Source organism: Sphingomonas lacusdianchii (assembly GCF_022664395.1).
GTDB classification, from domain to species: domain Bacteria; phylum Pseudomonadota; class Alphaproteobacteria; order Sphingomonadales; family Sphingomonadaceae; genus Sphingomonas; species Sphingomonas lacusdianchii.
In genome coordinates, this window is the sequence record NZ_JAKRET010000010.1 from 79,571 (window position 1) to 102,989 (window position 23,419).

Here is a 23,419-nt window from a genome sequence, read left to right on the forward strand (position 1 = left end):
CCCTGCCCCGCCGCCCGGTTCGCGATGCCGAACGGGGCATGACCCTGATCGAGATGCTGATCGTCCTCGCCATCATCGGCGTGGCGGCGGGCGCGGTCAGCCTCGGCATCGGTGCCGCGACCCGCGCGCCCAATGTCGAGGCAGAGGCGCGGCGCTTCGCCGTGCGGCTGCAGGCGGCGGCGGACGACGCGATGCTCGGCGACCAGCTGATCGCGCTGACCACCGAAACCCATGGCTATGGCTTTGCGCGGGTGGGCGCCAAGGGGCTGATCCCGCAGACCGAGGGGCCACTGGCGTTCCACACCCTGCCCGGCGGGATGGTGATGACGCTCGACACGCCGCCGCCGGTGATCCTCGGCGTCGACGGCACCGGACAAGCGCTGGGCGCGACGATCAGCGGCGGGGATCAGACATGGCGGGTGCGCTATGACGGCATTACCGCGCGCGCGACAAAGGTGACGCAATGAAAATCCTCCCCATTACATGGGGAGGGGGACCAGCCATAGGCTGGTGGAGGGGCGTCGCCGCAAGCGCTGCCGTTGCATTGCGCCGCTCTCCCCCTCCACCATCCGCTACGCGGACGGTCCCCCTCCCCGCAGGCGGGGAGGATCTAAATGAAGCCGGCTTTTCTTTGATCGAGGCGATGGTGGCGCTGGCGGTATTGGCGATCGCCACGGTAGGGCTGATCGGCGCGGTCGAGCAGCATATCGATTCGACCCGCGGCGTCGAACGCCGCGCGATCGCGATGTGGGTGGCCGAAAACCGGCTCGCCGATTTGGAAGTGGGGACGCCGGAAGCGAATGCGGAGTTGGTCGACATGCTGGGACGGCAATGGAGCGTGGCGGTGAGCCGGACCGCGACCAGCGATCCCGCGCTCGACCGGGTGACGATCAGCGTCGCCCCGGCGGGGGAGGCCGCGCCCATGGCCCGGCTCGACGGCTTTCTGCGCAAGGACGCGGCATGATCGTCGTCGAACGGCTCCGCTGGCGCGAACGCTGGGTCGACTGGCTCGCCGCCGCCGCGATCGTCTCGGTCGCCTTCGCGCTTGCCGGCCTCGTCTGGCGCATCGCCGGCCATGCCGGGACCGGTGCGATCACCGTGCCGAGCGAGGCACGCACCCGCGCGGTCACCGTCGATACTGGCCCGGCGGTCGCGTGGCAGCCTTTCGGCAGCCCGACCGCCGCCGACGCCACCAGCCCGACCGCCATTCAGGCGGTGTTGAAGGGCGTGGTCTTCGCCCGCCCCGCCGAATTGTCGGTCGCGTTCGTGTCGATCGGCAACGAACCGGCCAAGCCGTTCAAGCCCGGCGACGCGCTGGCCGGCGCGCAGGTGACCGAAATCCGCCGCGACCGCATCATCCTGAACAATGGCGGGCGGCTAGAATATCTCGCCTTCCCCGACCCGTTCGGACAGGCGACGCCGACGCCGGGTCAGCCCGCCCCGGCGCCGGCCGCGAATTTCACCGTCCCGGCCCCTGCCGCCCCCGCCGCCGCCCCGCCGCCGCCCAGCGCGCAGACGGTGCTGTCGCGGCTGAACGCCACGCCCGTCGCGGGCGGCTATGCGATCGGCGCCAATCCCCCGCCCGGCATGCGCGCGGGCGATGTCATCCAGTCGGTCAACGGCGCCGCGCTGACCGACCAGTCGGCGGTCAATGCCGCCATCGCCAGCGCCGCCGCATCGGGGCAGGCACAAGTCACCATCCTTCGCGACGGTAAGCCGACCACCGTCTCCATTCCCATCCGTTAGGGCAACTCCCGTGCGCCATCGCTTCGTTTCCGCGTTCCTGTCCGTCACGCTCGCCGCGACCAGCCTGTCGCCGGTCGCGGCCCAGACGCAGCCTGCCGACATCGTCGTCAACATGCGCGGCGTCGAGATCGCCGACGTCGCCGATCAGATCAGCCGCATCACCGGCCGCACGCTGATCCTCGACCCGACGGTCAAGGGGCAGGTGACGGTCACCTCCGCCGAACCGCTGTCGCCGGCGGGGGTGTGGGAACTCTTCCAGTCGGTGCTGCGCGCCAACGGCTTCGCGGCGGTCCGATCGGGCTCGGCATGGCGAATCATTCCGCAGGCCAATGCGGTGCGCGACGGCGGGGTGCGCGCGCGTGGCGTCGGCGGGCAGGAACTGACCACGCGCATGGTGCGGCTGTCGAACGTGCCCTCGGCCGATGCCGCGCGGATCGTCCGCCCGCTGGTCGCGAGCTTCGGCAGCGTCGAGCCGCTGACCCAGCCCAATGCGATCGTCGTCACCGACTATGCCGACAATGTCCGCCGGATCGAGGCACTGGCCCGCTCCCTCGACGGTGGCGGCGGATCGACCTTCGCCACCATCACGCTCCAGAACGGCAACGCGGCCGATATCGCGACCGCGATGCAGGCGGTGCTCGGCGAAGGCGGCGCGCGGGTGGCGGGTGACGCGCGCAGCAACACCATCCTCGTGCGCGGCACCCCGGCCGGCGTCGCCGAGGCGCGGCGCATCGCTCAGTCGCTCGACGCACGCGGCAGCGGCGCGACGCCCTCGACCCGCGTCTTCCGCCTGAGCTATGCCGACGCCGAAAGCGTGACCGAAGTCCTGCGCGGCATCCTTGGCCAACAGCAATCGGCGTCGAACCCGGTCGCACGCAGTCTTTCGACCACCAGCCAGCGCAACAATGCCGGCGCGGCGCTGTCGGGCCTGATCGCCAATGGCGGCGCCAGCGCGGCGGGGATCGCCGCGGCGAGCGGCGTCGGCGCGGGCACCGGTACGGGTGGCAGCATCAGCACCGTCGGCCAGAATCAGTCGACCACCCCGGCACAGGGCTTCACCACCCCCGACATCACCGTCCAGCCCGCCCCCGACATCAACGCCGTCGTCGTGCGCGGCACCCCCACCGCCATCGCCCAGATCGAACGGCTGATCCCCGACCTCGACGTCCGCCGCCCGCAGGTGCTGATCGAGGCGGCGATCGCGGAGATTACCGGTCAGGACGCCGAACAGCTGGCCGTACAGATCGGCACGTCGGGCGCGGCGCTGACCCGCGTCGAAGGGGTGGCGACGTCGTTCGACAATGGTGGCGCGTCGCTCGGCGGAATCCTGCGCGCGCTGGGCGTGCCGGCCGGCAATCTGCTCGGCAGCGGCATCACCGGCAATATCGGCATCGGCAACGATTTCTCGATCCTCGTGCAGGCGCTCAGCCAGTCGACCAAGGCCAATCTGCTGTCGACGCCGCAGATCACCGTGCTCGACAACAAGCTCGGCGAGTTCGTCGTCGCGCAGGAAGTGCCGTTCGTCACCGGATCGATCCTGACCGGCAACGGCACCGCCAATCCCTATACCACCATCGAGCGCAAGGACGTCGGCATCACCCTGCGCGTCCTGCCGCGCATCAATGCCGGCGACACGATCCGTCTCGAAGTCAGTCAGGAGGCATCCTCGATCGCCCCGACCCAGGTCAGTGGCGCCGCCGACATCATCACCAACAAACGTTCGGCCAACACCACCGTCCTTGCCGATAACGGCCAGACGATCGTGCTGGGCGGCCTGACCAGCGACGATTACCAGCGCGTCCGCAGCCAGGTGCCGATCCTCGGCGACATTCCGATCGTCGGCGAATTGTTCAAGGGCCGCAACGAGAGCCGGCAGAAGCGCACCCTGTTCGTGTTCCTGAAGCCGACGATCCTGCGCGACGGTGCCGACGCAGCCGCCGCCGCGCGCAGCCGCTACGACCGGCTGCGGCAGGAAGAGGTGCTGCAGGGTGAGAAACGCAGCCTGCTGCTCAACCCGCCCGCACCGCGCCTGACGATGGAAATCGACGGAATTTATTGACGGCTTGGCGTTCACCACGGCCGGTAGGAAGAAACGATCCGCTTCCGCTATTGATAGTGATTATCATATCGTCTAGTGGTTCGCCTATGGGCGATCCATCTCGGCATCTGGACTGTGACAGCGAATTGCGCCGTTTTGCCGGATCGGGTGCGATACCGGCCGTCGGGCGGGTCGACCGATCGGATGAGGTCGATAGCTCTCCGCCGCTCCGTGTCGATCCGACGGCACCGGCGCGGTTCGATACGACCTGCAACGTCGCCCTTCTATCAGCCGGAGCACAGCCTGGGAGCAGCGCGGCTGGCGCTCGACAGGCTGCCGGCATGATCATCAACGACGAGGGGGCGGAGACCCTGCGGTCCCCGCCCCCCCTCCCGCCTCAATCGAAAGCCGCGTTACAGCGCGACCACGCCGCCATCGGTCCGGGTGATGACGATCGTCGCCGACCGGGGCCGGGTGCCGGCGGTGACCGTTGCCGTCGCGGAAATCGTCGTGCTGCCGCTCGCCGGCAGCGGCGGCCAGTTGCTGGTCGGCGCGCTGAACGTACCACCCTCACCCGGATGCTGGATGTTCACGAACAGCGACCGACCGTCGGGCGTCGATTCGATGCCGGTAATCTCGCACTGGACCGGCCCGACCAGGAAGCGGCGCAGCGCCGTACCCGGAGCCTTGCCGATGCGGGTCGTCGCGGTGCTGGTCGCCGACACGCCGGTGTTGGTGATGGTGCGCGTGCCGCCATCGCCGACCGACCCCGGCATCGCCGCCAGCATCATGCAGTTGGTGACGTCGGTGTACGCGCCGTCGTCGGTCTGGATCCACAGCACCGGCGTGACCTGTCCCGACGCGTTGGTCGGGCTGCCGAACCACAGGCCGTCCGGGCTGGAGAAGTCGTTGGTCGCGTCCAGTCCCGACAGGTTGATGTTGGTCGGGTCGAGATCGGCCCCGGCGCCAAAGGCATAGACGTCCCAGGTGAAGCGCGTCGCCTCGGTCGTGTCGCCGGCTTCGCGCAGACGGACGATATGGCCGTTGGCATTGCCGGTCGAACGCGTGCCGTTGATGCGCGGATCGATATAGGAGCGCGGGTTGGCGGCATCGACGTTGCCCGGCGCACGCGACGAATTGTTGGTCAGCGTGCAGTACATCTCGCCGGTCGCCGGATTGACCGCCGTCCATTCCGGCCGATCCATCCGCGTCGCGCCGACCGCGTCACCGGCCAGACGGCAATGGGTCAGGACGTCGGCCTGATCGGCAAAGGGATAGAGCGCGTTGGTCGCGGTCAGGCCGTTCTGCCCGAACACCAGCGCAATCCATTCGCCCGACCCGTCGGCGTTGAACTTGGCGACATACAGCGTGCCATTGTCGAGATACTTGTCACCGATCGCCAGCCGGTCGCTGGCGGTCGCATCGGCCGCCACCCATGGCGTGTTCGACACGAATTTGTAGATATATTCGTTCTGCGCGTCGTCGCCCATGTAGAAGGCGGGGCGGACGCCGGCGATGGCGCGGCCGGGGCAGCAGCCTTCATGGTTCATGCGGCCCAGCGCGGTGCGCTTGCGCGGGGTCGATGCCGGATCATAGGGATCGATCTCCACGCACCAGCCATATTGGTTCGGCTCGTTGCGGAAATCGCCGGTACCGTTCACCGGCTGGGTCTGGTCGATCGTCGCGTTGAACTTGCGGATCAGCGTCGCGCCGGGGGTCGCCTCGGCCGCGGTCGTCCATGCATAGTTGCCGGTACGCTGCGACAGGCCGTAGCGCGTGAACGCCTGGGTCGACTTCGCGCCGATCAGCGCGGTCCGCACGGCATTGTCGCCGGCATCGCGCCGGTAATAGCCCGCCCAATTCTCTTCGCAGGTCATGTAGGTGCCCCACGGCATATGGCCGTTGGCGCAGTTGTTGATGGTGCCGCGCCCGGTGGTGCCGTCGGGCGAATAGGCGGTGAACAGCAGCGGGCTGCCCTTTACCGGGCCGCTGAACGCGGTCGGGGTATAGGGGGTGATGCGGCGGTTGAACGACGAATTCTGGACATAGCTCCAGCTGCCGTTCGACGCGCGGGTCACTTCGACCACCGACACGCCGTGGCACTCCATTTCCTTGACGACTTCGGACGTCACGCGCGTCGCGCCCGCCGTCACGCCGGCGACATGGAGATATTGCTCGGAGATGTTCTCGTGGTTCATCACCAGCAGGCCGCGCGTCGAGTTGTTCGCGTCGCGGGTGTTGCCGCTGGCGGCGAGACCGAAATAGCTCATACCGTCATGATGGTCGCCGGCGCGGTTCGAATAGCCGGTGTCGGTGCCGTCATTGGCGAACGCCGGCGTCGCGCTGCTCAGCGGATCGCCGAGACGATAGATCACGCTGGCGGTATAGCCCGTGGGAATGACGACTGTATCGGCAAGGCTGCGGCCGACCGCCGTGAAGCCCAGCGTCGGCGGCGCGACGGCGACGGTGATGTCGGTGGTGCTGGTCGCGCCCTTCACGTCGGTGGCGGCATAGCGGAACACCAGATTGGTGTTGGTGCTGACCGCGGGCGCGATGAAGGTCGCGGCACCGGTGTTCGCATTCGACAGCGCGACGGTCGGCCCCGCCACCTGCGTAAACGCCTGCGATACGATCGCATTATCGTCGGTGACGGTGCCGGTCAGCGTGACGACGCGGCCGCCGCTGGTCGCACCGCTCGACGTGCCGCCGACGACCGGCGGGGTGTTGTCGATGCCCTGCACCTTGTCGTCGCACGCGGCGAGCAGCGATCCGCCGAATACGGCGACCGCCGCCGTCGACGCACCGCCGCGCAGCGCCTGCCGCCGCGAATAACGCTGGTCGACCAGGTCCTGCAGGCTCGGCCCCGTGCTCGGGTTCGTTTCGATATCGCCGTCGTCGTAATCGATGATGAGGTCGTTGTTCGCCATGAAATCCCCGCGATATTTCCGGAAGCCGGCCCTGCCGGCGTCCCTCCCCGACCCGCGTTGGCGCAAAGCTGCGACAGGGCGATTGCGGATCGAAGACGATTGGATGGCGGAATGAAGACGGTTCGGTGACGTGACCCCCGCAACCCCGTTCGCGCTTGTGCCGCCACCGATGCCGGGCGTAGGAGCGGGCATGGCCGACCCCCGTCCCGCCAATGACAGCGCGCCCGTCCGGCCCAGCCTGTTCGACCGGGCACTGGGTGCGGCGCGGCGGGCGCCCGGTACGACACCTCCTGCCGATCGGGATCCGGAGCCGACCGCAGCTTCGCGCCCGGACCGGGCGGGCATCCTCCTGGCGACCGCGATCCTCGCCACGCCGCTGCTGACGCTGGCCGGCGCGACGCTGACGACCGTGCAGCTTCGTCACGAAACACGAAGGTCGACAGAGCGATCGGCCCCGGCGGTCGCGGCGCGTGCCGGGCAGGACCGCGCCCGTGCGCTGCTCGCCGCCGCATGGAACGGCCCGACGCTGGGCGCGACGCTGGAAGCGATCGCCCGCTCGCTGCCCGAGGATGCCGCGCTGCTGCGGGTCGAGCGCGGTGCCGGGCCGGTGACGATTGACCTCGCCGCGCCCGACCCCGATCGCGCCGTGGCGGCGTTGCGGCGCGACCCGGCGTTCGGCGGACTGCGCGCCGTGGCGCAGAGCCGCGCGGAGGGCGACGGGCGGATGCGGATCACGCTGGAACAGCCGCGATGACGCCGCGCCTGCCGCTGATCGCGCTGGGGCTGGCCGCGTTGCTCGCCATGCCGACCGCCGCCGCGCTCGACGATCTCGCGACCGCCCGCACCGATCGCGACGTCGCCCGGGTGGAGGCAGCCGCCGATCCGGCACCGCTCGCGGTCGCCGCGGCGGCCTTTCCCGCCGACGATGCCGGGGATGCCGCCCGCCGCCTCGCGACGCGCATCCGCAGCGATGCCGCGCGCGGCGGCGTACTGATCGAGAACCTCGCCGCCGATCCCGCCGCCCCCGCCCCGCTGGCCATGCTCACGCTGCGCGCATCGGGCAGCGAGAAGGCGGTGGTGGCGTTCGCCGACGCGCTCGAACGCGGCGGCCCGCCGGTGCGGATGGCGGCGTGGCGGCTGACCTCGGCACCGGGCGGCGTGCGGCTCGACGCGCGGCTGGTGGCGCCATGGCGGGGATGAGGCTGCGCGACCATGGGCTGATCGCGGCGGCGGTGCTGGTGGCGCTCGTCCTGCCGCCATGGTTGCTGCGTGAGGGCGATCGCGGCACGGCACCGGTACCCGCCGTCGCGCCGCTTGCCGCCCCGGTCGCCCCGCCACCCTTGCGCGCCGCCTTCGCTCGAACGCTGTTCGCACCGCCCGCCGCCGATGCGCTGCCCGACGACGCACCGGCCCTGCTCGGCGTGGTCGGACGGCTCGGCCGCGATGCCGTCGCGCTGGTGCGCGGTGCGGAGGGTACGCGTACCCTGTCACCCGGCGACAGCGTCGATGGCTGGCAGCTGCGCAGCCTCGCGATCGACGCCGCCTATTTCACTCGCGGCGGACAGACGGCACGCGTACCCATGCCCGGCAGCGACGATCAGCGATAGGCCAGCCGCACTCGCGCCTCGTTGGAAAGCGTGCGATCCGACAGCGGCGCTTCGTACGAGGTCCGCTTCGCCGATAGCCGCAGCGTCCGGGTAACGCCCGCACCCGTCGCCGTGGCGCTGGCCAGCGGATGTTCGACCATGTGGTAGAAACCGAAGCGCTTGCTGGCACAGCCGCCAATCGCGTCGAACATGCCGATCAACGGCATTGCCAGCAACGATGCATCCGCTTTCGCCATCGACACGGCCACCCGGCATTGCGCGCGCAGATCGCCCAGCCGCCGATCCTCGACACTGGTACCGCTCGACAGGACGATCGGGCGCAGGCGCATCCCCTGCGACTGGGCGGGGGCGGTCAGGAACCAGCGACCGGCCGGCAGCGTCGCGAACGCCACTCGGCCATCCGCATCGATCGTCACCGGCAATTGCCGCCCCGCCCCGTCGGTCAGCGCCAATCCGACGCCGGCCGCCGAAATCCGATCAGCCCCCCGCCATAGTTCGAACCGCAGCGTCCCCTGCGGCGCATAGCTCGGACGGTCCTCGGCAAAGCGTCGTTGCGCCGCGCGCAGCAGCTTCGCATCGACCCGCAACGGCTTGCCGGCGATCACGACGATGTCGGGGCCATCGGGTTCGGCCTCCTGCGCCATGGCGGGCGGAGCTACGAAGGTCGCCGCTATCAGAACCACCTGCCGCATCACCCGAACTCCCGATCGTTTCGGCGCCGACATCACCCCTCAATTACGGCGGCACGATGTTCGGATCGCGACGCGGGCGTTGCGGGTGGTCACATCGCGACGATCCGCGTCGCAAGCCGCTCCGCCTCCGCCGCGTCATGGGTGACGTACAGGATCGGCAGCCGCAGCGTGTCGCGCAGCCGCTCGATCGCGACCATCACCTCCTCGCGTCGTCCGCGATCGAGCGACGCGAGCGGTTCATCCATCAGCAGGAACCGTGCGCCCGACAGCAGCGCCCGCCCGATCGCGACCCGCTTCGCTTCGCCGCCCGACAGCGTCGCCGGCCAGCGATCGAGCAGATGCGCCAGACCCAGCAGCGCGACCATGTCGTCATAGCCGATCGGCGGCGTACCGCGCGCCATGCCGTAACGCAGATTGGCCGCGACCCGGCGGTGCGGGAACAGGCGCGGCTCCTGAAACACATAGCCGCAGCGGCGATCCTGCACCGCGACGTCGATCCCGGCGGCACTGTCGAACAGCGTGGCACCCCCGACCCGGACATGCCCCGCCGCCGGTCGCAACAATCCGGCGACCATGTTGAGCACACTGGACTTGCCGACGCCCGACGGGCCGAACAGCACCGTCAGGCCGCTGTCGAGCCCGTCATCGGGCACCACGGCGCCGACCACCGCCTCACCCAGCCGGACGGTCACGTCGATGTCAAAGGACATGGCCACTCCGACCGTTGCGGCGGGCCAGCCATTCGGACAGGACCAGCGCGATCAGCGACAGCGCCACCGACATGCCGGCAAGCCGCACGACGCCGGCCTCGCCGCCCGGCACCTGCAACGCGCTGTAGATCGCGATCGGCAGCGTCGCGGTTTCGCCCGGCACGTTCGAGACGAAGGTGATCGTCGCTCCGAATTCGCCCAACGCGCGCGCGAACCCCAATACCATCCCGGCCAGCACGCCCGGCAGGCTGAGCGGCGCGGTCACGCTCCAGAACACCCGCGCCCGTCCCGCCCCCAGCGTCCGGGCGACGCTTTCCAGCCGCCGGTCGACCCCCTCGATCGACAGGCGGATCGCGCGCACCATCAGCGGCAGTGCCATCACCGCCGCCGCGATCGCCGCGCCGGTCCAGCGGAACAGCACGCTGACCCCGAACCAATTCTCCAGCCAGCCACCGATCGGTCCGTTCGGCGCGAAGGCCAGCAGCAACAGCCACCCGGTCACCACCGGCGGCAGCACCAATGGCAGATGAACGACGCCATCGAGCAGCACCTTCCCCGGAAACCGCCCCCGCGCCAACATCCACGCCAGCGCATAGGCGATCGGCAGTGCCGCCAGCATCGCCACGCCGCCGATCTTCACCGACAGCAGGACGATCGCCCATTCGCCGCGATCGAACGTCAACGCGCGGAGAAACCGTAGCGCACGAAGATCGCCTTGCCCGCCGGGCTGGTCAGGAAGCGGCGGAAGCGCTCACCCTCGACGCTTCGCGACGCCTTCAGCCGCGCAATTGGGTAGACGATCGGCGGGTGGCTCGCCGCCGGAAAGATGCCGACGACCCGGACCTTCGCCGACGCCTTGGCATCGGTCGCATAGACGATGCCGAGCGGGGCCGCCCCCCGTTCGACCAGCGCCAGCGCGGCACGGACATTCTCCGCGCGGACCACCGACGGCGCGACGCGCTCCCATGCGCCCAACCGGGTCAGCGCCGCCTTGCCATAGCGCCCGGCCGGCACCGCATCGGGATCGGCCATCGCCAGCCGTCCGCCGTTCAACGCGCGCGACAGGTCGACTCCGGGCTGCAACGCTACGCGCAGCTTGCTTTCGGCCGGTGCGACCAGCACCAGCCGGTTGCCGAGCAAATTGGTTCGGCTTCGCGACGCGAGCAACCCACGCCGGTCGAGATCGTCCATCCATTCGACATCGGCCGATACGAACAGGTCGGCGGGCGCACCCGCCGCCGCCTGCCGCGCCAGCGCCGAACTGGCGGCGAAGGACAGGGTCGGCCGGACATGGCCGCGCTTCGCCCACGCGTCCGCTGCGGCGTTCATCGATTCCTGCAGGCTGGCGGCGGCCAACACCACCGGTGGCCGGGACTGCGCGACTGCGGCTCCTGCCAGCGTCAGCAGGGCGAACAGCCACAGGAACCAACGTTTCATCATACCCCCAGCTGCGCGCGCGGTCCGCCGCAGCAGATCGCCACGACGGACGGCCGGCATAGCGCGATCAGTCGCGCCCGGTCATCTGCCCAATGGCGTTGCGTCCGAACTGGGCGATCATCTCGCCAACCTCGCGCGCCTGCGACATCGATCGCGACCCCTGTTCGCGCATATAATCCGACTGGATCTTCATCACTTCGTTCAGGTCACGCGCCTGGGCGGCGGCGCGCATCGCCTTGAACGCTTCCTGCGTATTGGACTCTGCCTGCGACAGGATGGTCAGGCCGAGCTGCGATCCCTGTTCGGTCATCTGCGTGCCCGCCGCCTGCATGCGCTCGCCCGCTGCCTTCATCTGGTCGGTCGCCTGCTTGGCCGCATCGAACGGACGGTCGGTATCGGTCATGTCGCTCTCCTGTCGTCGTGCCGAAACCGGCGTCCCGCCGACGTTCGAATCAGCCAAAGGTTCCCTGACAAAATGTGCTTCGAATCGCCCGGTACGAAACGAACGCGAAACGTTTGCAGCCCGCGAACCCGCTAATTTCCCTGCGGCAAATGGCGCCGAAAAAAAATTTTCGGACTGCCGCACCGCATTAACCACACATCGCAACTGCGAAATGCCGTCGAAAAAATCGTTCCAAATTGGCACGTGCGCGCGAAACGACGGTTTTGCGCCGCGCAAATCTCATTGTGCGACGCAGCAGAACTGCGTTCGCGGACGTCAATTTAGCCGAATGGATGACCATCACAAATTTGCAATCGTCCCGGTTTTGGAACAACCTGTCCCAGACAAGAACAAGGAGGGCGAGGATGCACACCAAATATTCCGGGCGAGCGACCATCGCCACCATGGTCGGCATGGCAGCGATCGGTTGGGCCGGCGTTGCGTTGACCGTGCAGATGGTTCTGAACGTTCTGGCCTGAACGGCACGAACGATCGAACGAAAAGCGGCCGGTGCCTTTGAGGCGCCGGCCGCTTTCGTTTGTGCTGTCGAAATGGATCCACCTGGCGCATAGCCGGGGGCGGGGATCAGTTTTCGTCGCCCATGCGCAGCGCGGCGATGAACGCTTCCTGCGGGATGCTGACCGACCCGTATTCGCGCATCTTCGCCTTGCCCTTCTTCTGCTTGTCGAGCAGCTTGCGCTTGCGGCTGGCGTCGCCGCCATAGCATTTGGCGGTCACGTCCTTGCGCATCGCGCTGATCGTCTCGCGCGCGATCACCTTGCCGCCGATCGCCGCCTGGATCGGGATCTTGAACAGGTGGCGCGGGATCAGTTCCTTCAGCCGCTCGACCATGCCGCGTCCCCGCACCTCGGCGGTTCCGCGATGGACGATCATCGACAGCGCATCGACCGGCTCTTCGTTGACGAGGATGCTCATCTTGACGAGGTCGCCCTCGCGATAGCCGATCTGTTCGTAATCGAAGCTGGCATAGCCCTTCGACAGCGACTTCAGCCGGTCATAGAAATCGAACACGACTTCGTTGAGCGGCAGTTCGTACGTCGCCTGCGCCCGCCCGCTGACATAGGTCAGGTTCAGCTGGATGCCGCGCCGGTCCTGGCACAGCTTCAATATGCCGCCCAGATATTCGTCGGGGACATAGATCGTCGCCTTGATCCACGGCTCGCTGATCGTCTTGATCTTGTTGACGTCGGGCATGTCGGCCGGGTTGTGCAGGTCGATCTGCGTGACGCCGGCCGGATCGGGATGGGTCAGTTCGATCTGATACACCACCGACGGCGCGGTGGTGATGAGGTCGAGGTCATATTCGCGGGTCAGCCGCTCCTGGATGATCTCCAGATGCAGCAGCCCGAGGAACCCGCAGCGGAAGCCGAAGCCCAGCGCCGCCGAGTTTTCCATTTCGAAGGTGAAGCTGGCGTCGTTCAGCCGCAGCTTGCTGATCGATTCGCGCAGCTTGTCGAACTCGGCGGCATCGACCGGGAACAGGCCGCAGAACACCACCGACTGCACTTCCTTGAACCCCGGCAGCGCCTCGGCGGTCGGGCGCTTCGCATCGGTGATCGTGTCGCCGACCATCGTCTGCGCCACTTCCTTGATCTGCGCGGTGATGAAACCGATCTCGCCGGGGCCGAGGTCGGGCAGCTGCTCGATCTTCGGCCGGAATGCCCCCACCCGGTCGACCAGGTGCGTCGTGTCGGCATTCATGAACTTGATCTGCTGACCCTTGCGGATCGACCCGTCGATCACCCGGATCAGGATGACCACGCCCAGATACGGATCATACCAACTGTCGACCAGCATCGCCTTCAAGGGCGCATTCGCATCGCCCTTGGGCGGCGGAATCTGTTCGACGATCGCGTCGAGAATATCGTCGATCCCGATCCCGGCCTTCGCCGATGCGAGGACGGCGCGCGACGTGTCGAGACCGATCAGGTCCTCGATCTCGCTCTTGACCTTTTCCGGTTCGGCGGCGGGCAGGTCGATCTTGTTGATGACCGGGATGATCTCATGGTCATGCTCGATTGATTGATAGACGTTGGCGAGCGTCTGCGCCTCCACGCCCTGCGCCGCATCGACCACCAGCAGCGCACCTTCGCACGCCGCCAGCGACCGCGACACTTCGTAGGCGAAGTCGACATGGCCCGGCGTGTCCATCAGGTTCAGGACATGCCCCTTCCACTCGAGACGCACGGTCTGTGCCTTGATGGTGATGCCGCGCTCCTTCTCGATCTCCATATTGTCGAGCACCTGCGCCGACATCTCGCGCTCGGCGAGGCCGCCGGTCCGCTGGATCAGCCGGTCGGCGAGCGTCGACTTGCCATGGTCGATATGGGCGATGATCGAGAAATTGCGCAGTTTGTCGAGCGGAGTGGCCACGGTCACACATTCGAAAAGAGTAGGATGACTGCGCCCCTAGCAGCTTCCCCGCCAAAGCCAAACAGCGGCCATGCGAATCTCGCTTGCAGACCCCGAACCCGCCCGCTATAGGCGCGCCTCCAAGCAACGGCAGGCGCGCTTTCGACGCCCCGCCGATACTCCGTCGGGGAGTAGCTCAGCCTGGTAGAGCACTGCCTTCGGGAGGCAGGGGCCGGAGGTTCGAATCCTCTCTCCCCGACCATTGGATGTCTTCGCTTCACCGCATTCGCACGCCGGGCGTACTCCGTGCGCTCGATCGATCTTAGCCGAATTAGACGTCATCCCAGCGCAGGCTGGGATCTCTTGGTGATGGCGCGAGACAGGAGCCGCACGAGGCCCCAGCCTTCGCTGGGGCGACGCTGCCGGCTAGGCCGATCGACATTCAGTTCGCTGGACGCGGGACCTCTGCTCTATCTGCTATCGTCACACCCGCTGAGGCGGGGGGGCCATATGCGCCAGCGTCCCGAATCCAGCCGAAACGGCAGCGGATATGGATTCCCGCTTGCGCGGGAATGACGAAAATTCACGATCGCCACTGAATGTCGATTTGCCCTAGACCCGGATCGTATCGAGCGGCGCCTTGAGCAGTTGCGGTCGCGTGGCGGCGATATGCAGGATCAGTTCGCCGAACAGCCCGTTGGCCCAGGCGAACCAGTCGCGGCTGAACTTGGCGGCATCGTCCTTTTCGAACGCCTCGTGCATGAAGCCGGTGCCGGCATGCGTCCGCTTGAGCGTGGCGAGGCACCGAAGGATCGTCGCATCGTCGGTGGCGCTGAGCGCGCGGACGATCAGCGACATCGGCCAGATATAGTTCATGCCCTGATGCGGCCCGCCAATGCCTTCGCCGGCCGTGCCCTTGAAGAACCACGGATTGGCCTCGCTCCACGCCGCCTTCGCGGTGCGCTGCCAGCGTGCGTCGTTCGCCGGAACGCAGCCGAGCCATGCGAGGCTCGACAGCGAGGGCACATTGGCGTCGTCCATGAAGATCGCATTGCCATAGCCATCGACCTCATAGGCCCAGACAACGCTGCCATCGGCGAGCCGCATCGTGCCGTGCTGCGCGACCGCCGCCGCGACCTCGTCGGCAAGCGCGGTCGCGTCCCGCGCCAACGCATTGTCGTTGCGGGCTTCGCTCGCGACCTGCGCCATTTCGCGCAGCGTCGTCACCGCGAACAGATTGGCAGGCACGAACAGCTGATATTGGCAGGCATCGTCGGAGGGGCGGAAGCCCGAATGGATCATCCCGTTCTTGACCGTCGGCGCGCCATAGCCGGCGAGCAGCGTCTCGGTCGGCTGGCGGCTCGCGCGCTGGAACTTGTACGGCCCCGGCCCGTCCTTGCGCTGCTGTTCGCGGAAGGTCCGCACGATCGCCCGCATCGCGTCGGCCCATTGCGCGTCGAACGGCGTCGCATCGCGCGTCGCGGTCCAATATCCGTGCGACAGCCGCATCGAATAGCATAGCGAATCGATCTCCCATTTGCGCTCGGCGACGCCGGGCCGCATCTCGGTCACGTCCTCCTTGGCCCAGCCCAGCGACGTCGGGGCGGTCGGATCCTCCATGAAGGCATTGGCATAAGGGTCGATCAGCACGCTGCGCGCATGGCGGGCGATCAGCCCGCGGAACAGTTCGCGCAGCTTCGCATCCTGCCTCGCCAGATGGAGGTAGGATTTCACCTGCGCCGCCGAATCGCGCAGCCACAGGCAGGGAATGTCGCCGGTGATGACGAAACTGTCGGGCTTGCCGTCGACCGTGCCCATCCGCACCGTCGTGTCGAGCGTGTTGGGATAGCAATTGGCGAACAGCCACGCGACCTCGGGATCGGCAATCATCCGGCTGACCCGTGCAATTTCCTGTTCGACCGCCTTGCTGACGAATCGGCGGTCGGCGGGGGCGGGACGCTTGCTCGCAAAGCCGCCCTTCGCACCGCCCTGCGCGCGTGCGATCGGAGCGAGCGTGCCGGAGGCCAGCCCGGCGCCCAGCAGGGCACCCTGCGTCATCAACGTGCGGCGGTCGGTAAGCATCGGACGGTCTCCGTTATCCTGAAGGTCGGCGGCGCGGGCGACCGCTGCCTCGTACTGGCAGGCGATCCAGTGCCGATGCATCGGCATCGTTGCAACCATGCTCGCAAGTCCGCGTCGCCATCTGCGGATTCTTTCCTTGGGGCAAATGCATGAGGCCGGAGCCGGATCGCGTGCCGTTATACGGGTCGCGACCCGTCCGATCCGCTCCGACGTCGCTTTCCCATTGTGCAATGCAGCATGAAGACCATATCCTGTTCGGGCGGCCAGCGGGGTGCCGCGACGACAAGGTTTTCGACCATGGTTTCGCTCTCCACCACCATTTCCCGCCTGTCGCGCATGCAACCGCCCGGCGCGCGGCCGAGCGTGCCCGACCGGCTGCACGACCTGACCGGCTTCGCGCCCGATCCCGGCAATCTGCGCGCGCGGATGTACGTGCCCGCCGACCTGAAGCCCGGCGCCGCGCTGGTCGTCGCGCTGCACGGCTGTACGCAGGATGCGGCGGTCTACGACCATGGCACCGGCTGGTCGACGCTCGCCGACGCACAGGGCTTCGCCGTGCTGTTCCCCGAGCAGCGCCGCGCCAACAACGCCAATATGTGCTTCAACTGGTTCGAGGCTGCCGACATTGCCCGCATCGGTGGCGAGGCCGAATCGATCGCGGCGATGATCGACGCGGCGGTCGCTGCGCACGGCATCGATCCGGCGAGGATCTTCATCACCGGCCTGTCGGCGGGCGGGGCGATGACCGCGGTTATGCTCGCCACCTGGCCCGAACGCTTCGCCGCCGGTGCGATCATCGGCGGCCTGCCCTATGGCACCGCGATCGGCGTGCGCGAAGCGCTGGAGCGGATGCGCGGGCAGTGTCTGCCGAGCGCCGACGGTGCCGCTGCAACCGTGCGCGCGGTGGCGGGGCCGGTGCGAATGCCGCGCGTCGCCATCTGGCACGGCACCGCCGACACGACGGTCGTCGTCGCCAACATGGATGCGCTGCTCGACCAGTGGCGCGGCGTCCACGGCCTGTCCGCCGCTACGCCGCGCCAGACTGTCCGGCCCGGCTGGCAGCACCGCGTGTGGAGCGATCCGGCCGGTACCCCGCTGGTCGAGGAATGGCGCGTGCTAGCAATGGGCCACGGCGTGCCGATCGACGGCGTCAGCGGTATCGGCGCGGCCGGCCCGTTCATGCTCGACGTCGGCCTGTCGAGCACCATGGAGATCGCACGGAGCTGGGGCTTGGCCGAGGCCGTCGATCCGCCTGTCGCCGCCCAGCCTGTCCCCACGCCTCGCGCTGCAAAGCTCGAACGCCTGCCCCCCGAACCCGGCGCTACCGACCAGGCCGCCGGTACGGTGCAGGCGACGATCGAAAAGGCATTGCGCGCCGCCGGCTTAATGCGCTGACTTGCCGCGCCGGATCGGGCGCGGCACAACGGCCACGTGCTCGCCCGCCCGCCCCGCCCCCGTTCGCGCGCCTCGCGCGTCGCCGCCGACGATGCCGGACGGCGCGGCGAGCGCATCGCCGGCTGGTGGCTGCGCCTGAAGGGCTGGCGCATCCTCGCCCGCCGTGTCCGGACCAAGGCCGGCGAGGTCGACCTGATCGCCCGACGCGGATCGATCGTCGCCTTCGTCGAGGTCAAGACGCGCGCGACGACCGCCGATCTCGACTACGCGATCGACGAACGCCGTCTGGCGCGGGTCGCGGCGGCGGCCGAGATACTAGCGCCGACCTATGCGGAAGGCTGCGACGTCCGCATCGACGTCATCCTCCTCGCACCCGGCACCCCGCCGCGCCATATCGAGAATGCCTGGATCGGGTATTGAATCACGCTTTGGGCAGTTGTCGCCCCTTACGCACGTTCAACAACTCTGCCGTCAGTCGCTCGGTTGGCCACCAAAACAAAGCCGCGCCAGTTCTCGAAAAGTAAGTTCAATTGGCCGCGAAATAGCGCAGCCGATCTGTAAAGTTGGAAACTGCAGCGTCCAAACCATCGATCCTGAATGTGTTGATTGCCAGCGTCGATCCACAAGAGAGTTTGGCCTGTCCAAGCCACGCATTTATATCAGCGCGCAGTCTCTTCTGGACTCCGCGACGGGACAGCTGCAACCATCGCTTTACCTCTACTGAGTAGGAGGCTTGAAAGTCGCTCTCGCCCAGACATTTCTTGATATCGATCGATATCACGACGGGGCCACCCTGCGTCCAGCTAGCTTGCAAGGTGTTTGGCGCATCGCCTTGCGTCAACATCACAGAAGCGTCGTTGCCTTCCGTTCCTGACAGGCTTGAGATGCTTACGACACGCCAAGCTCCAAACATCTTTCCGGTCGGCTGAGAGGCTGAGGCCGCCCCACTCGTTACCAGAACGGCAAGAAAAAGAAGCGCTCGCATCTGCCGACATTGTGCCAAAGGCAGGAAGTCCGCCAACGACCCGATCACGCCATCCCCCACTTTCCTACACCCGCCAAGTCTGCGACCATAATCGCTGGCCGCCATCCGCCCACGCTCCTTGACACCGCCGCATCGCCCCGACGCACATCGCGCAAAAACGTGGCGAGTGTGAACTTCGTGAACTTTGGCTCATTTACCCGCCGAATCCCGGCACTTCCGGCGGGATGGCCGCGTTGCGCCAGCGTTCGACCGGTACCGTCGCAACACCCTGATCGGTCTTGATCCGCTGGATCAGCGTCGCGCCCTGCTGCACCGTCTCGCCGATCGTCGCGCGGGTGCGGACCCAGTAATGGTCGGACTGGAAGCGCGTGCCGCCGGGCGCGGTCACGTCCTCGCGCGCCAGATCGTCCTTCGACAGATAGCCCTGCCGGTTGCGCAACGCGATCAGCCGCTGCGCCTTGGACGGTTCGAACAGCACCGCCATCAACTCGGGCGTCGCGGCATTCAGGTTGATCGCGGTATCGCCGGGCAGCGCGGTCACCATCCGCGCCAGCAGCGCCGCCTGTTCGGGCGGCAGGAACACCGCGAGCGGGCGCAGGTCCTGCACCGGCCCCTTCTCGCGGATCAGCGCGATCGCCGCGACCGCCTTTTCCTCCTCGATCCCCGCCGCCTTGGCGATGCGCAGGAACAGCAGCTGCGGGATCGGGTCCAGCTCGCGCCGCACCGAATTGACGTTGAAGCGCCCCTCGGCATCGGCGATGGCGAGGTCGAACCGCCCGCCCTCGATCGCGATGCCGTTCTCGCTGATCGCGCCCCATGGCTCGCCCGGATAGTCCGCCTCGGGAGCGACCCGCGCGTCGCGTTGCAGGGCCGAAAGCGCAGACAGCTCGCCGCCGCGCACCACCGCCAGCGCCCGCGCCGCCTCACGCGACCGAATTGACCGGTCGAGCGCCACCTCCTCGCGGTTGATCATCAGCAGGACGAGGCCGCTGGCAATCGCCACGAACATCAGCACGTTGACGAGGATCATGCCCGCCTCGCGCTCGGGCACCGGCCGGGTCATGCGGTCTTGGCCGGGATCGGCAGCGTCACGATCCGCCGCAAATTGCCGCCGCCGGGGCCGCCCACCTGCAACTCGACCACGACGGCACGCGGCCAGTCGAGTGAGCGGTCGGGCGCGGGCGGCCAGCCGTCCCGCCAGCCGCCGTCGAAATAACGCCAGCGTGCCGCCGTCACCTGATCGAGCACCAACTGCGCCCGGCCATCGACCACGCGCAGCAGCTGCCCGTCGGTCACTCGATAGCCGACCCCGATCGGCGGTCCGCCCAGCCCCGGCGCGCTTCGCCGGAACCGCAGCCCCGCCGCATCGCCGCCCAGCGGCCCCGGCGCGATCTGGTCGAGATCGCTGGAGATCACCACCATCGCCCGTTGCAGATCGGCGACCCGGTCGAGCCGCGCCTCGGTCCGTCCGTCGACGCCGATCACGCTGTCGACCAGCGCCAGCCCCGCGACCGCGATCAGCGCGAACAGCCCCAGCGAGATCATCAGTTCGAGGAGGGTGAAGCCTGCCTCCCCCGACCGGCGCGGGGTCATGCGCCGCGGCTCTCCGCCACCTTCTGATAGACGCCGTTGGTGGGGACAAGGATCGCGAAGTCGCGCGCGCAGCTCCCGTCCGAGCGGAAGCGGACCCGCCCGGTCACGCCGTCGAAACCCGCTTCGCGCAGCACGCCTTCACGGGTCATCGCATCGGCCTCGCGCAAAGTCCTCGCGATCATCGCCGCGTCGTTGCCCAGCGCCGCGATCGCACCGGGCTTGCCGCCGTTGCGCGCGGCATATGCGGTGGCGAAGGTCGCGAAGCGTTCGGGATCGGGGCTGGCGATCCACGCCCCCTCCAGCGCCCCCGCCGCATCGGGCCGGTAATCGAGCCCCTGCATCGTCGCCAGCAACTGCATCCCCCGCGCCTTCAACGCCGGGGCCAGCGCCACCGCTGCGCCGGGCACGAACGCGGCATCGGCCTCCAGCCCCGCCGGCAGGGTGCCGGCGACCGGTTGCACGACGGTGATGGTCAGGCCCAGATCGGCCTCCGCCGCCTTGGCCGCCGCCACCGATGCCCGCGCCCAGGGCGTCCCGTCATCGACTGCCAGCACCCGCCGTACCCCGCGCGACCGGGCGTAGCCGAGGATCGCCGACGCCGCCTGTGCGGGGGTGATGCCGAACACGAACGCCGCGCCGCCGCGTGCCGCCGCATCGTTGGTCAGCGCCACCACCGGCACCGACACCGCCGCCGCCACCGCGCGCGTCTCCTCGGCCGATAGCGGCCCGATCAGCATCGTCGCCCCGCCCTTCACCGCCGCCCGCGCCGCGCGCACCGCACCCGCCGCGCTACCGCCGGTATCGACCACCGACAGCGCGGTCGCATCGGTTTCGGCGAGCCTCGCCGCATTGGCTATGCTAAGCCCCAGGCCGCTTCGGTCTCCGGTCAGCGGAACCAGCAACGCGGCGGAGCGCTTGGCCCGGCGCGCAGCCATTAGGGGGGAGGCGGCCCATGCCGCAGACGACAGCAGCATCGCATCCCGGAACAGCCCAAGCGTCGAGCGTCGCGATCGCATCACCGAGTCTTTCGAGGTTGCAGGCACGGAGGCACAGTATCCGCTTCGCCGCGCTCGGCATAGCCTCGTTCGTGGTCGCGATCGTCGCGACGCTGCCCGCCAGCCTGATGATCGGCAATAACGACTGGCGCAGCGGAGTCGGCGGCACCGTGTGGAATGGCGAGGTCGGCATCGCCGGGGGCAGCCGCCTCGAATGGCATTTCGCACCGCTTCGCAGCCTGACCAGCCTCGGCTTCGCGGTCGACTGGACCGCGACCGGCCCCGACACCGATCTCGGCGGGCAGGCGCTGCTGCGCCCGGGCGGGGTGCGGCTCGACCGGGTGGCGGGGTCGGCCGACGCGTCGTTGCTGGCCGCGCTGCAACCCAATCTGCCCTTTGCCTGCGATATGCCCTGGCAGGTCGATTTGCCCGTGGTGTCCACCATCGCCGGGTCGGCCATGGCCGAAGGTCGCGTCGCGATCGATCCGGGCAGTTGCGTGACCCGCCCGGGCAATGTCGCGACGCCGACCCCGGCGATGCTGCTGACCGCCGAGCATATTGGCCAGCAATCGCGCATCCGCCTCGTCCCCGATGGTCAGCGCCGCCGCACGCTGATGGACGCGACGATCAACGAGGATGGGACGCTGCGCTTCGCGATGACCGGCGACGGCGCGGCGATGCTGCCCTTCACCGGCCTGCCTGCGGGCGCCAGCGTGCAGGGCAGTTTCTGACCGGTCGGGGTCTGATCAACTTGCGTGGAAGCGGCACCGGCCCACTCCGGCTTTGCCGGATCAGACCCTAACGCGGCGGCAGGGCGAAGGGATCGTCGCCGCGTTCCTTCGACTCGGTGAGCAATTCGTCGCTGCGCGACGGGCGCTGCTGCGTGGTCGGGGTCAGCAGGTCGGCCGAGCTTGGCGTCGCGGTCGCGCCATAGGGGGCGGGTGGCAGCGACGCATTCTCCTGCGGACGCAGGTCGCGCCGTTGCCCGCACCCGGCCAGCACCAGCGCCAGCCCGAGGAGCGCGACGACGCGCATCACTGGCCCCGCGCCGCGGCGATGGCTTCGCGCACCCGTTCGGGCGCGGTGCCGCCAAAGCTCTTGCGGCTGGCGACCGAGGCATCGACGCTCAGCACGTCGAAGATGCCGGCATGGATGCGCGTGTCGATCCCGGTCAGTTCGTCGATGGTCAGGCCGTCGAGGCGACAGCCCTTCTCCTCGGCCAGCTTGACCGCGCGGCCGGTGATATGATGCGCCTCGCGGAACGGCACCCCGGCTTCACGAACCAGCCAGTCGGCCAGATCGGTCGCGGTCGAAAAGCCGGTCTCCGCCGCCGCGCGCATCCGCTCGGGGCGGAAGGTCGCGCTTTCGACCATGCCGGTCATCGCCGCGATCGACAGCGCCAGCAGGTCGGTCGCCTCGAACACCGGCGGCTTGTCGTCCTGCATATCCTTTGAATAGGCGAGCGGCAGGCCCTTCATCGTCACCATCAGCGACGTCATGCAACCCATGATCCGCCCCGAATGCCCGCGCACCAGTTCTGCGGCGTCGGGATTGCGCTTCTGCGGCATGATCGAGCTGCCGGTCGACCATTGGTCGCTCAAGCTGACGAAGCCGAACATCTGCGAGGCCCAGATCACGAACTCTTCCGCCAGCCGCGACAGGTGTAGCGAGCACTGCACGGCGGCAGTCAGATATTCGATCGCGAAGTCGCGGTCGCTGACCGAATCGAGCGAATTGACCGTCGGCCCGGCAAAGCCCAGCGCGTGCGCCGTCGCATGGCGATCCAGCGGAAAGCCGGTCCCGGCCAGCGCCGCCGACCCCAGCGGATTATAGTTCAGCCGCGCCCGCGCATCGGCGAAGCGCCCGCGATCGCGCGCGATCATGCTGTGATACGCCATCAGGTGATGGCCGAGCGTCACCGGCTGCGCGACCTGCAAATGGGTGAAGCCGGGCATGACCGTCGCGGCATGTTCCTCCGCCCGGTCGAGCAACGCTGCCTGCAACTGTCCCAGCGCCGCGTCGACCGCGTCGATCGCGTCGCGAGTCCATAGCCGGAAATCGGTCGCGACCTGATCGTTACGCGAACGCGCGGTGTGCAGCCGCCCCGCGACCGGGCCGATCTTTTCGGCCAGCCGCGCCTCGGTCAGCATATGGATGTCTTCCAGCGTCAGGTCGTCAGGCACGCCGTGCTCGGCATAGTCCGCCGCGACCGCGTCCAGTCCTTCGAGGATCGTCGCGACGTCGGCCGCATCGACGATGCCCTGCGCGCCCAGCATCGTTGCGTGCGCCCTGGACCCGGCGATATCCTGTCGCCACATCCGCTTGTCGAAGGGAATCGAAGCGTTTATCTCACGCATCACCGCCGACGGGCCTTCGGCGAAGCGCCCGCCCCACATG

General features: G+C 68.3%; 24 protein-coding genes and 1 tRNA gene. 11 read left to right on the forward strand and 14 right to left on the reverse strand.

The window, feature by feature from the left end; translation table 11 throughout:
- The first annotated feature begins 2 nt into the window (after window positions 1-2).
- From MF607_RS14160 to gspD, 4 genes are all read left to right on the forward strand, one after another.
- Window positions 3-467, forward strand: coding sequence for a prepilin-type N-terminal cleavage/methylation domain-containing protein (locus MF607_RS14160; RefSeq protein WP_277925924.1), 465 nt, complete (start codon window positions 3-5; stop codon window positions 465-467).
- Between the two features lie 77 nt (window positions 468-544).
- Complete coding sequence (gene gspI / locus MF607_RS14165; RefSeq protein ID WP_431311953.1) at window positions 545-964, forward strand: type II secretion system minor pseudopilin GspI; 420 nt, start codon at window positions 545-547, stop codon at window positions 962-964.
- Window positions 961-1,746 carry a type II secretion system protein N gene (locus MF607_RS14170; protein ID WP_242119910.1) on the forward strand — a complete coding sequence of 262 codons (786 nt, stop codon included), beginning with the start codon at window positions 961-963 and terminating at the stop codon, window positions 1,744-1,746. The genes gspI and MF607_RS14170 overlap by 4 nt, the downstream gene beginning before the upstream one ends.
- Before the next feature lie 10 nt (window positions 1,747-1,756).
- Window positions 1,757-3,805, forward strand: coding sequence for a type II secretion system secretin GspD (gene gspD, locus MF607_RS14175; protein WP_242119912.1), 2,049 nt, complete (start codon window positions 1,757-1,759; stop codon window positions 3,803-3,805).
- Window positions 3,806-4,197: 392 nt separating this feature from the next.
- Here gspD and MF607_RS14180 read toward each other — a convergent pair whose 3' ends face one another.
- Window positions 4,198-6,711: a PhoX family protein gene (locus MF607_RS14180; RefSeq protein WP_242119914.1), complete on the reverse strand. Its 2,514-nt coding sequence runs from the start codon at window positions 6,709-6,711 to the stop codon at window positions 4,198-4,200.
- 190 nt (window positions 6,712-6,901) lie between these two features.
- Here MF607_RS14180 and MF607_RS14185 point away from each other — a divergent pair, with 190 nt between their 5' ends.
- From MF607_RS14185 to MF607_RS14195, 3 genes are read left to right on the forward strand one after another with little or no spacing between them, the layout of a single operon-like run.
- A complete protein-coding gene (locus MF607_RS14185) occupies window positions 6,902-7,465 on the forward strand; it encodes a hypothetical protein (protein WP_242119916.1) in 564 nt (187 codons plus the stop codon).
- A complete protein-coding gene (locus tag MF607_RS14190) occupies window positions 7,462-7,911 on the forward strand; it encodes a hypothetical protein (protein WP_242119917.1) in 450 nt (149 codons plus the stop codon). The genes MF607_RS14185 and MF607_RS14190 overlap by 4 nt, the downstream gene beginning before the upstream one ends.
- Window positions 7,899-8,318: a hypothetical protein gene (locus MF607_RS14195; protein ID WP_242119919.1), complete on the forward strand. Its 420-nt coding sequence runs from the start codon at window positions 7,899-7,901 to the stop codon at window positions 8,316-8,318. The genes MF607_RS14190 and MF607_RS14195 overlap by 13 nt, the downstream gene beginning before the upstream one ends.
- On the opposite strand, the gene MF607_RS14200 is transcribed toward MF607_RS14195, so the two are convergent.
- The 6 genes from MF607_RS14200 to lepA form a co-directional block, all read right to left on the reverse strand.
- Window positions 8,309-9,010, reverse strand: coding sequence for a hypothetical protein (locus tag MF607_RS14200; protein WP_242119921.1), 702 nt, complete (start codon window positions 9,008-9,010; stop codon window positions 8,309-8,311). The two genes, MF607_RS14195 and MF607_RS14200, sit on opposite strands and share 10 nt — an antisense overlap.
- An 89-nt stretch (window positions 9,011-9,099) precedes the next feature.
- On the reverse strand, window positions 9,100-9,720 hold the full coding sequence (locus tag MF607_RS14205; RefSeq protein WP_242119923.1) for an ATP-binding cassette domain-containing protein: 621 nt from the start codon (window positions 9,718-9,720) through the stop codon (window positions 9,100-9,102).
- Complete coding sequence (gene modB / locus MF607_RS14210) at window positions 9,710-10,402, reverse strand: molybdate ABC transporter permease subunit (RefSeq protein ID WP_277925915.1); 693 nt, start codon at window positions 10,400-10,402, stop codon at window positions 9,710-9,712. Before modB ends, MF607_RS14205 begins: the two co-directional genes overlap by 11 nt.
- Complete coding sequence (modA, locus tag MF607_RS14215; RefSeq protein ID WP_242119926.1) at window positions 10,399-11,157, reverse strand: molybdate ABC transporter substrate-binding protein; 759 nt, start codon at window positions 11,155-11,157, stop codon at window positions 10,399-10,401. Before modA ends, modB begins: the two co-directional genes overlap by 4 nt.
- 67 nt (window positions 11,158-11,224) lie before the next feature.
- The gene (locus MF607_RS14220; RefSeq protein ID WP_242119927.1) at window positions 11,225-11,560 is read right to left on the reverse strand and encodes a phasin family protein; all 336 of its coding nucleotides are present in this window, start codon (window positions 11,558-11,560) and stop codon (window positions 11,225-11,227) included.
- A gap of 624 nt (window positions 11,561-12,184) precedes the next feature.
- The gene (gene lepA / locus MF607_RS14225) at window positions 12,185-13,993 is read right to left on the reverse strand and encodes a translation elongation factor 4 (RefSeq protein WP_242119929.1); all 1,809 of its coding nucleotides are present in this window, start codon (window positions 13,991-13,993) and stop codon (window positions 12,185-12,187) included.
- Between the two features lie 164 nt (window positions 13,994-14,157).
- Here lepA and MF607_RS14230 point away from each other — a divergent pair.
- Window positions 14,158-14,234 (forward strand) — tRNA-Pro (locus MF607_RS14230).
- Between the two features lie 350 nt (window positions 14,235-14,584).
- Here MF607_RS14230 and MF607_RS14235 read toward each other — a convergent pair.
- Window positions 14,585-16,054: a glycoside hydrolase family 125 protein gene (locus MF607_RS14235; protein WP_431311955.1), complete on the reverse strand. Its 1,470-nt coding sequence runs from the start codon at window positions 16,052-16,054 to the stop codon at window positions 14,585-14,587.
- Between the two features lie 237 nt (window positions 16,055-16,291).
- Between MF607_RS14235 and MF607_RS14240 the strand changes: the two genes are divergently transcribed.
- Both MF607_RS14240 and MF607_RS14245 read left to right on the forward strand, forming a co-directional pair.
- Complete coding sequence (locus MF607_RS14240; RefSeq protein WP_242119933.1) at window positions 16,292-17,449, forward strand: extracellular catalytic domain type 1 short-chain-length polyhydroxyalkanoate depolymerase; 1,158 nt, start codon at window positions 16,292-16,294, stop codon at window positions 17,447-17,449.
- A gap of 36 nt (window positions 17,450-17,485) precedes the next feature.
- Window positions 17,486-17,869 carry a YraN family protein gene (locus MF607_RS14245; protein ID WP_242119935.1) on the forward strand — a complete coding sequence of 128 codons (384 nt, stop codon included), beginning with the start codon at window positions 17,486-17,488 and terminating at the stop codon, window positions 17,867-17,869.
- Between the two features lie 106 nt (window positions 17,870-17,975).
- Here MF607_RS14245 and MF607_RS14250 read toward each other — a convergent pair whose 3' ends face one another.
- From MF607_RS14250 to MF607_RS14265, 4 genes are all read right to left on the reverse strand, one after another.
- Window positions 17,976-18,539 (reverse strand): hypothetical protein, encoded by a 564-nt coding sequence (locus tag MF607_RS14250; protein WP_242119937.1) that lies wholly within the window; start codon window positions 18,537-18,539, stop codon window positions 17,976-17,978.
- A gap of 88 nt (window positions 18,540-18,627) precedes the next feature.
- Window positions 18,628-19,497 (reverse strand): type II secretion system minor pseudopilin, encoded by an 870-nt coding sequence (locus tag MF607_RS14255; RefSeq protein ID WP_242119938.1) that lies wholly within the window; start codon window positions 19,495-19,497, stop codon window positions 18,628-18,630.
- The gene (locus MF607_RS14260; RefSeq protein ID WP_242119939.1) at window positions 19,494-20,027 is read right to left on the reverse strand and encodes a type II secretion system protein GspJ; all 534 of its coding nucleotides are present in this window, start codon (window positions 20,025-20,027) and stop codon (window positions 19,494-19,496) included. Before MF607_RS14260 ends, MF607_RS14255 begins: the two co-directional genes overlap by 4 nt.
- Window positions 20,024-21,043, reverse strand: coding sequence for a type 1 periplasmic-binding domain-containing protein (locus tag MF607_RS14265; protein ID WP_242119940.1), 1,020 nt, complete (start codon window positions 21,041-21,043; stop codon window positions 20,024-20,026). The genes MF607_RS14260 and MF607_RS14265 overlap by 4 nt, the downstream gene beginning before the upstream one ends.
- Before the next feature lie 71 nt (window positions 21,044-21,114).
- On the opposite strand from MF607_RS14265, the gene gspN reads away from it, so the two are divergent.
- Complete coding sequence (gene gspN, locus MF607_RS14270) at window positions 21,115-21,753, forward strand: type II secretion system protein N (protein WP_242119942.1); 639 nt, start codon at window positions 21,115-21,117, stop codon at window positions 21,751-21,753.
- Window positions 21,754-21,820: 67 nt separating this feature from the next.
- On the opposite strand, the gene MF607_RS14275 is transcribed toward gspN, so the two are convergent.
- Together MF607_RS14275 and argH are read right to left on the reverse strand one after the other, a co-directional pair.
- Window positions 21,821-22,057, reverse strand: coding sequence for a hypothetical protein (locus MF607_RS14275; RefSeq protein ID WP_242119944.1), 237 nt, complete (start codon window positions 22,055-22,057; stop codon window positions 21,821-21,823).
- Complete coding sequence (argH, locus tag MF607_RS14280) at window positions 22,057-23,418, reverse strand: argininosuccinate lyase (protein WP_242120077.1); 1,362 nt, start codon at window positions 23,416-23,418, stop codon at window positions 22,057-22,059. Before argH ends, MF607_RS14275 begins: the two co-directional genes overlap by 1 nt.
- Window position 23,419: the final 1 nt, after the last annotated feature.

Bases quoted from the DNA above. Each gene is read 5' to 3' on its own strand.
- MF607_RS14255 (WP_242119938.1), bottom strand. From the start codon at position 19,497: ATGACCCGGCCGGTGCCCGAGCGCGAGGCGGGCATGATCCTCGTCAAC.
- MF607_RS14260 (WP_242119939.1), bottom strand. From the start codon at position 20,027: ATGACCCCGCGCCGGTCGGGGGAGGCAGGCTTCACCCTCCTCGAACTG.
- MF607_RS14235 (WP_431311955.1), bottom strand. From the start codon at position 16,054: ATGCTTACCGACCGCCGCACGTTGATGACGCAGGGTGCCCTGCTGGGC.
- MF607_RS14170 (WP_242119910.1), top strand. From the start codon at position 961: ATGATCGTCGTCGAACGGCTCCGCTGGCGCGAACGCTGGGTCGACTGG.
- MF607_RS14250 (WP_242119937.1), bottom strand. From the start codon at position 18,539: ATGGCGGCCAGCGATTATGGTCGCAGACTTGGCGGGTGTAGGAAAGTG.
- MF607_RS14240 (WP_242119933.1), top strand. From the start codon at position 16,292: ATGAAGACCATATCCTGTTCGGGCGGCCAGCGGGGTGCCGCGACGACA.
- modA (WP_242119926.1), bottom strand. From the start codon at position 11,157: ATGAAACGTTGGTTCCTGTGGCTGTTCGCCCTGCTGACGCTGGCAGGA.
- MF607_RS14190 (WP_242119917.1), top strand. From the start codon at position 7,462: ATGACGCCGCGCCTGCCGCTGATCGCGCTGGGGCTGGCCGCGTTGCTC.
- MF607_RS14185 (WP_242119916.1), top strand. From the start codon at position 6,902: ATGGCCGACCCCCGTCCCGCCAATGACAGCGCGCCCGTCCGGCCCAGC.
- MF607_RS14180 (WP_242119914.1), bottom strand. From the start codon at position 6,711: ATGGCGAACAACGACCTCATCATCGATTACGACGACGGCGATATCGAA.
- MF607_RS14265 (WP_242119940.1), bottom strand. From the start codon at position 21,043: ATGCGATCGCGACGCTCGACGCTTGGGCTGTTCCGGGATGCGATGCTG.
- MF607_RS14275 (WP_242119944.1), bottom strand. From the start codon at position 22,057: ATGCGCGTCGTCGCGCTCCTCGGGCTGGCGCTGGTGCTGGCCGGGTGC.
- MF607_RS14205 (WP_242119923.1), bottom strand. From the start codon at position 9,720: ATGTCCTTTGACATCGACGTGACCGTCCGGCTGGGTGAGGCGGTGGTC.
- argH (WP_242120077.1), bottom strand. From the start codon at position 23,418: ATGTGGGGCGGGCGCTTCGCCGAAGGCCCGTCGGCGGTGATGCGTGAG.
- MF607_RS14200 (WP_242119921.1), bottom strand. From the start codon at position 9,010: ATGCGGCAGGTGGTTCTGATAGCGGCGACCTTCGTAGCTCCGCCCGCC.
- MF607_RS14220 (WP_242119927.1), bottom strand. From the start codon at position 11,560: ATGACCGATACCGACCGTCCGTTCGATGCGGCCAAGCAGGCGACCGAC.
- MF607_RS14195 (WP_242119919.1), top strand. From the start codon at position 7,899: ATGGCGGGGATGAGGCTGCGCGACCATGGGCTGATCGCGGCGGCGGTG.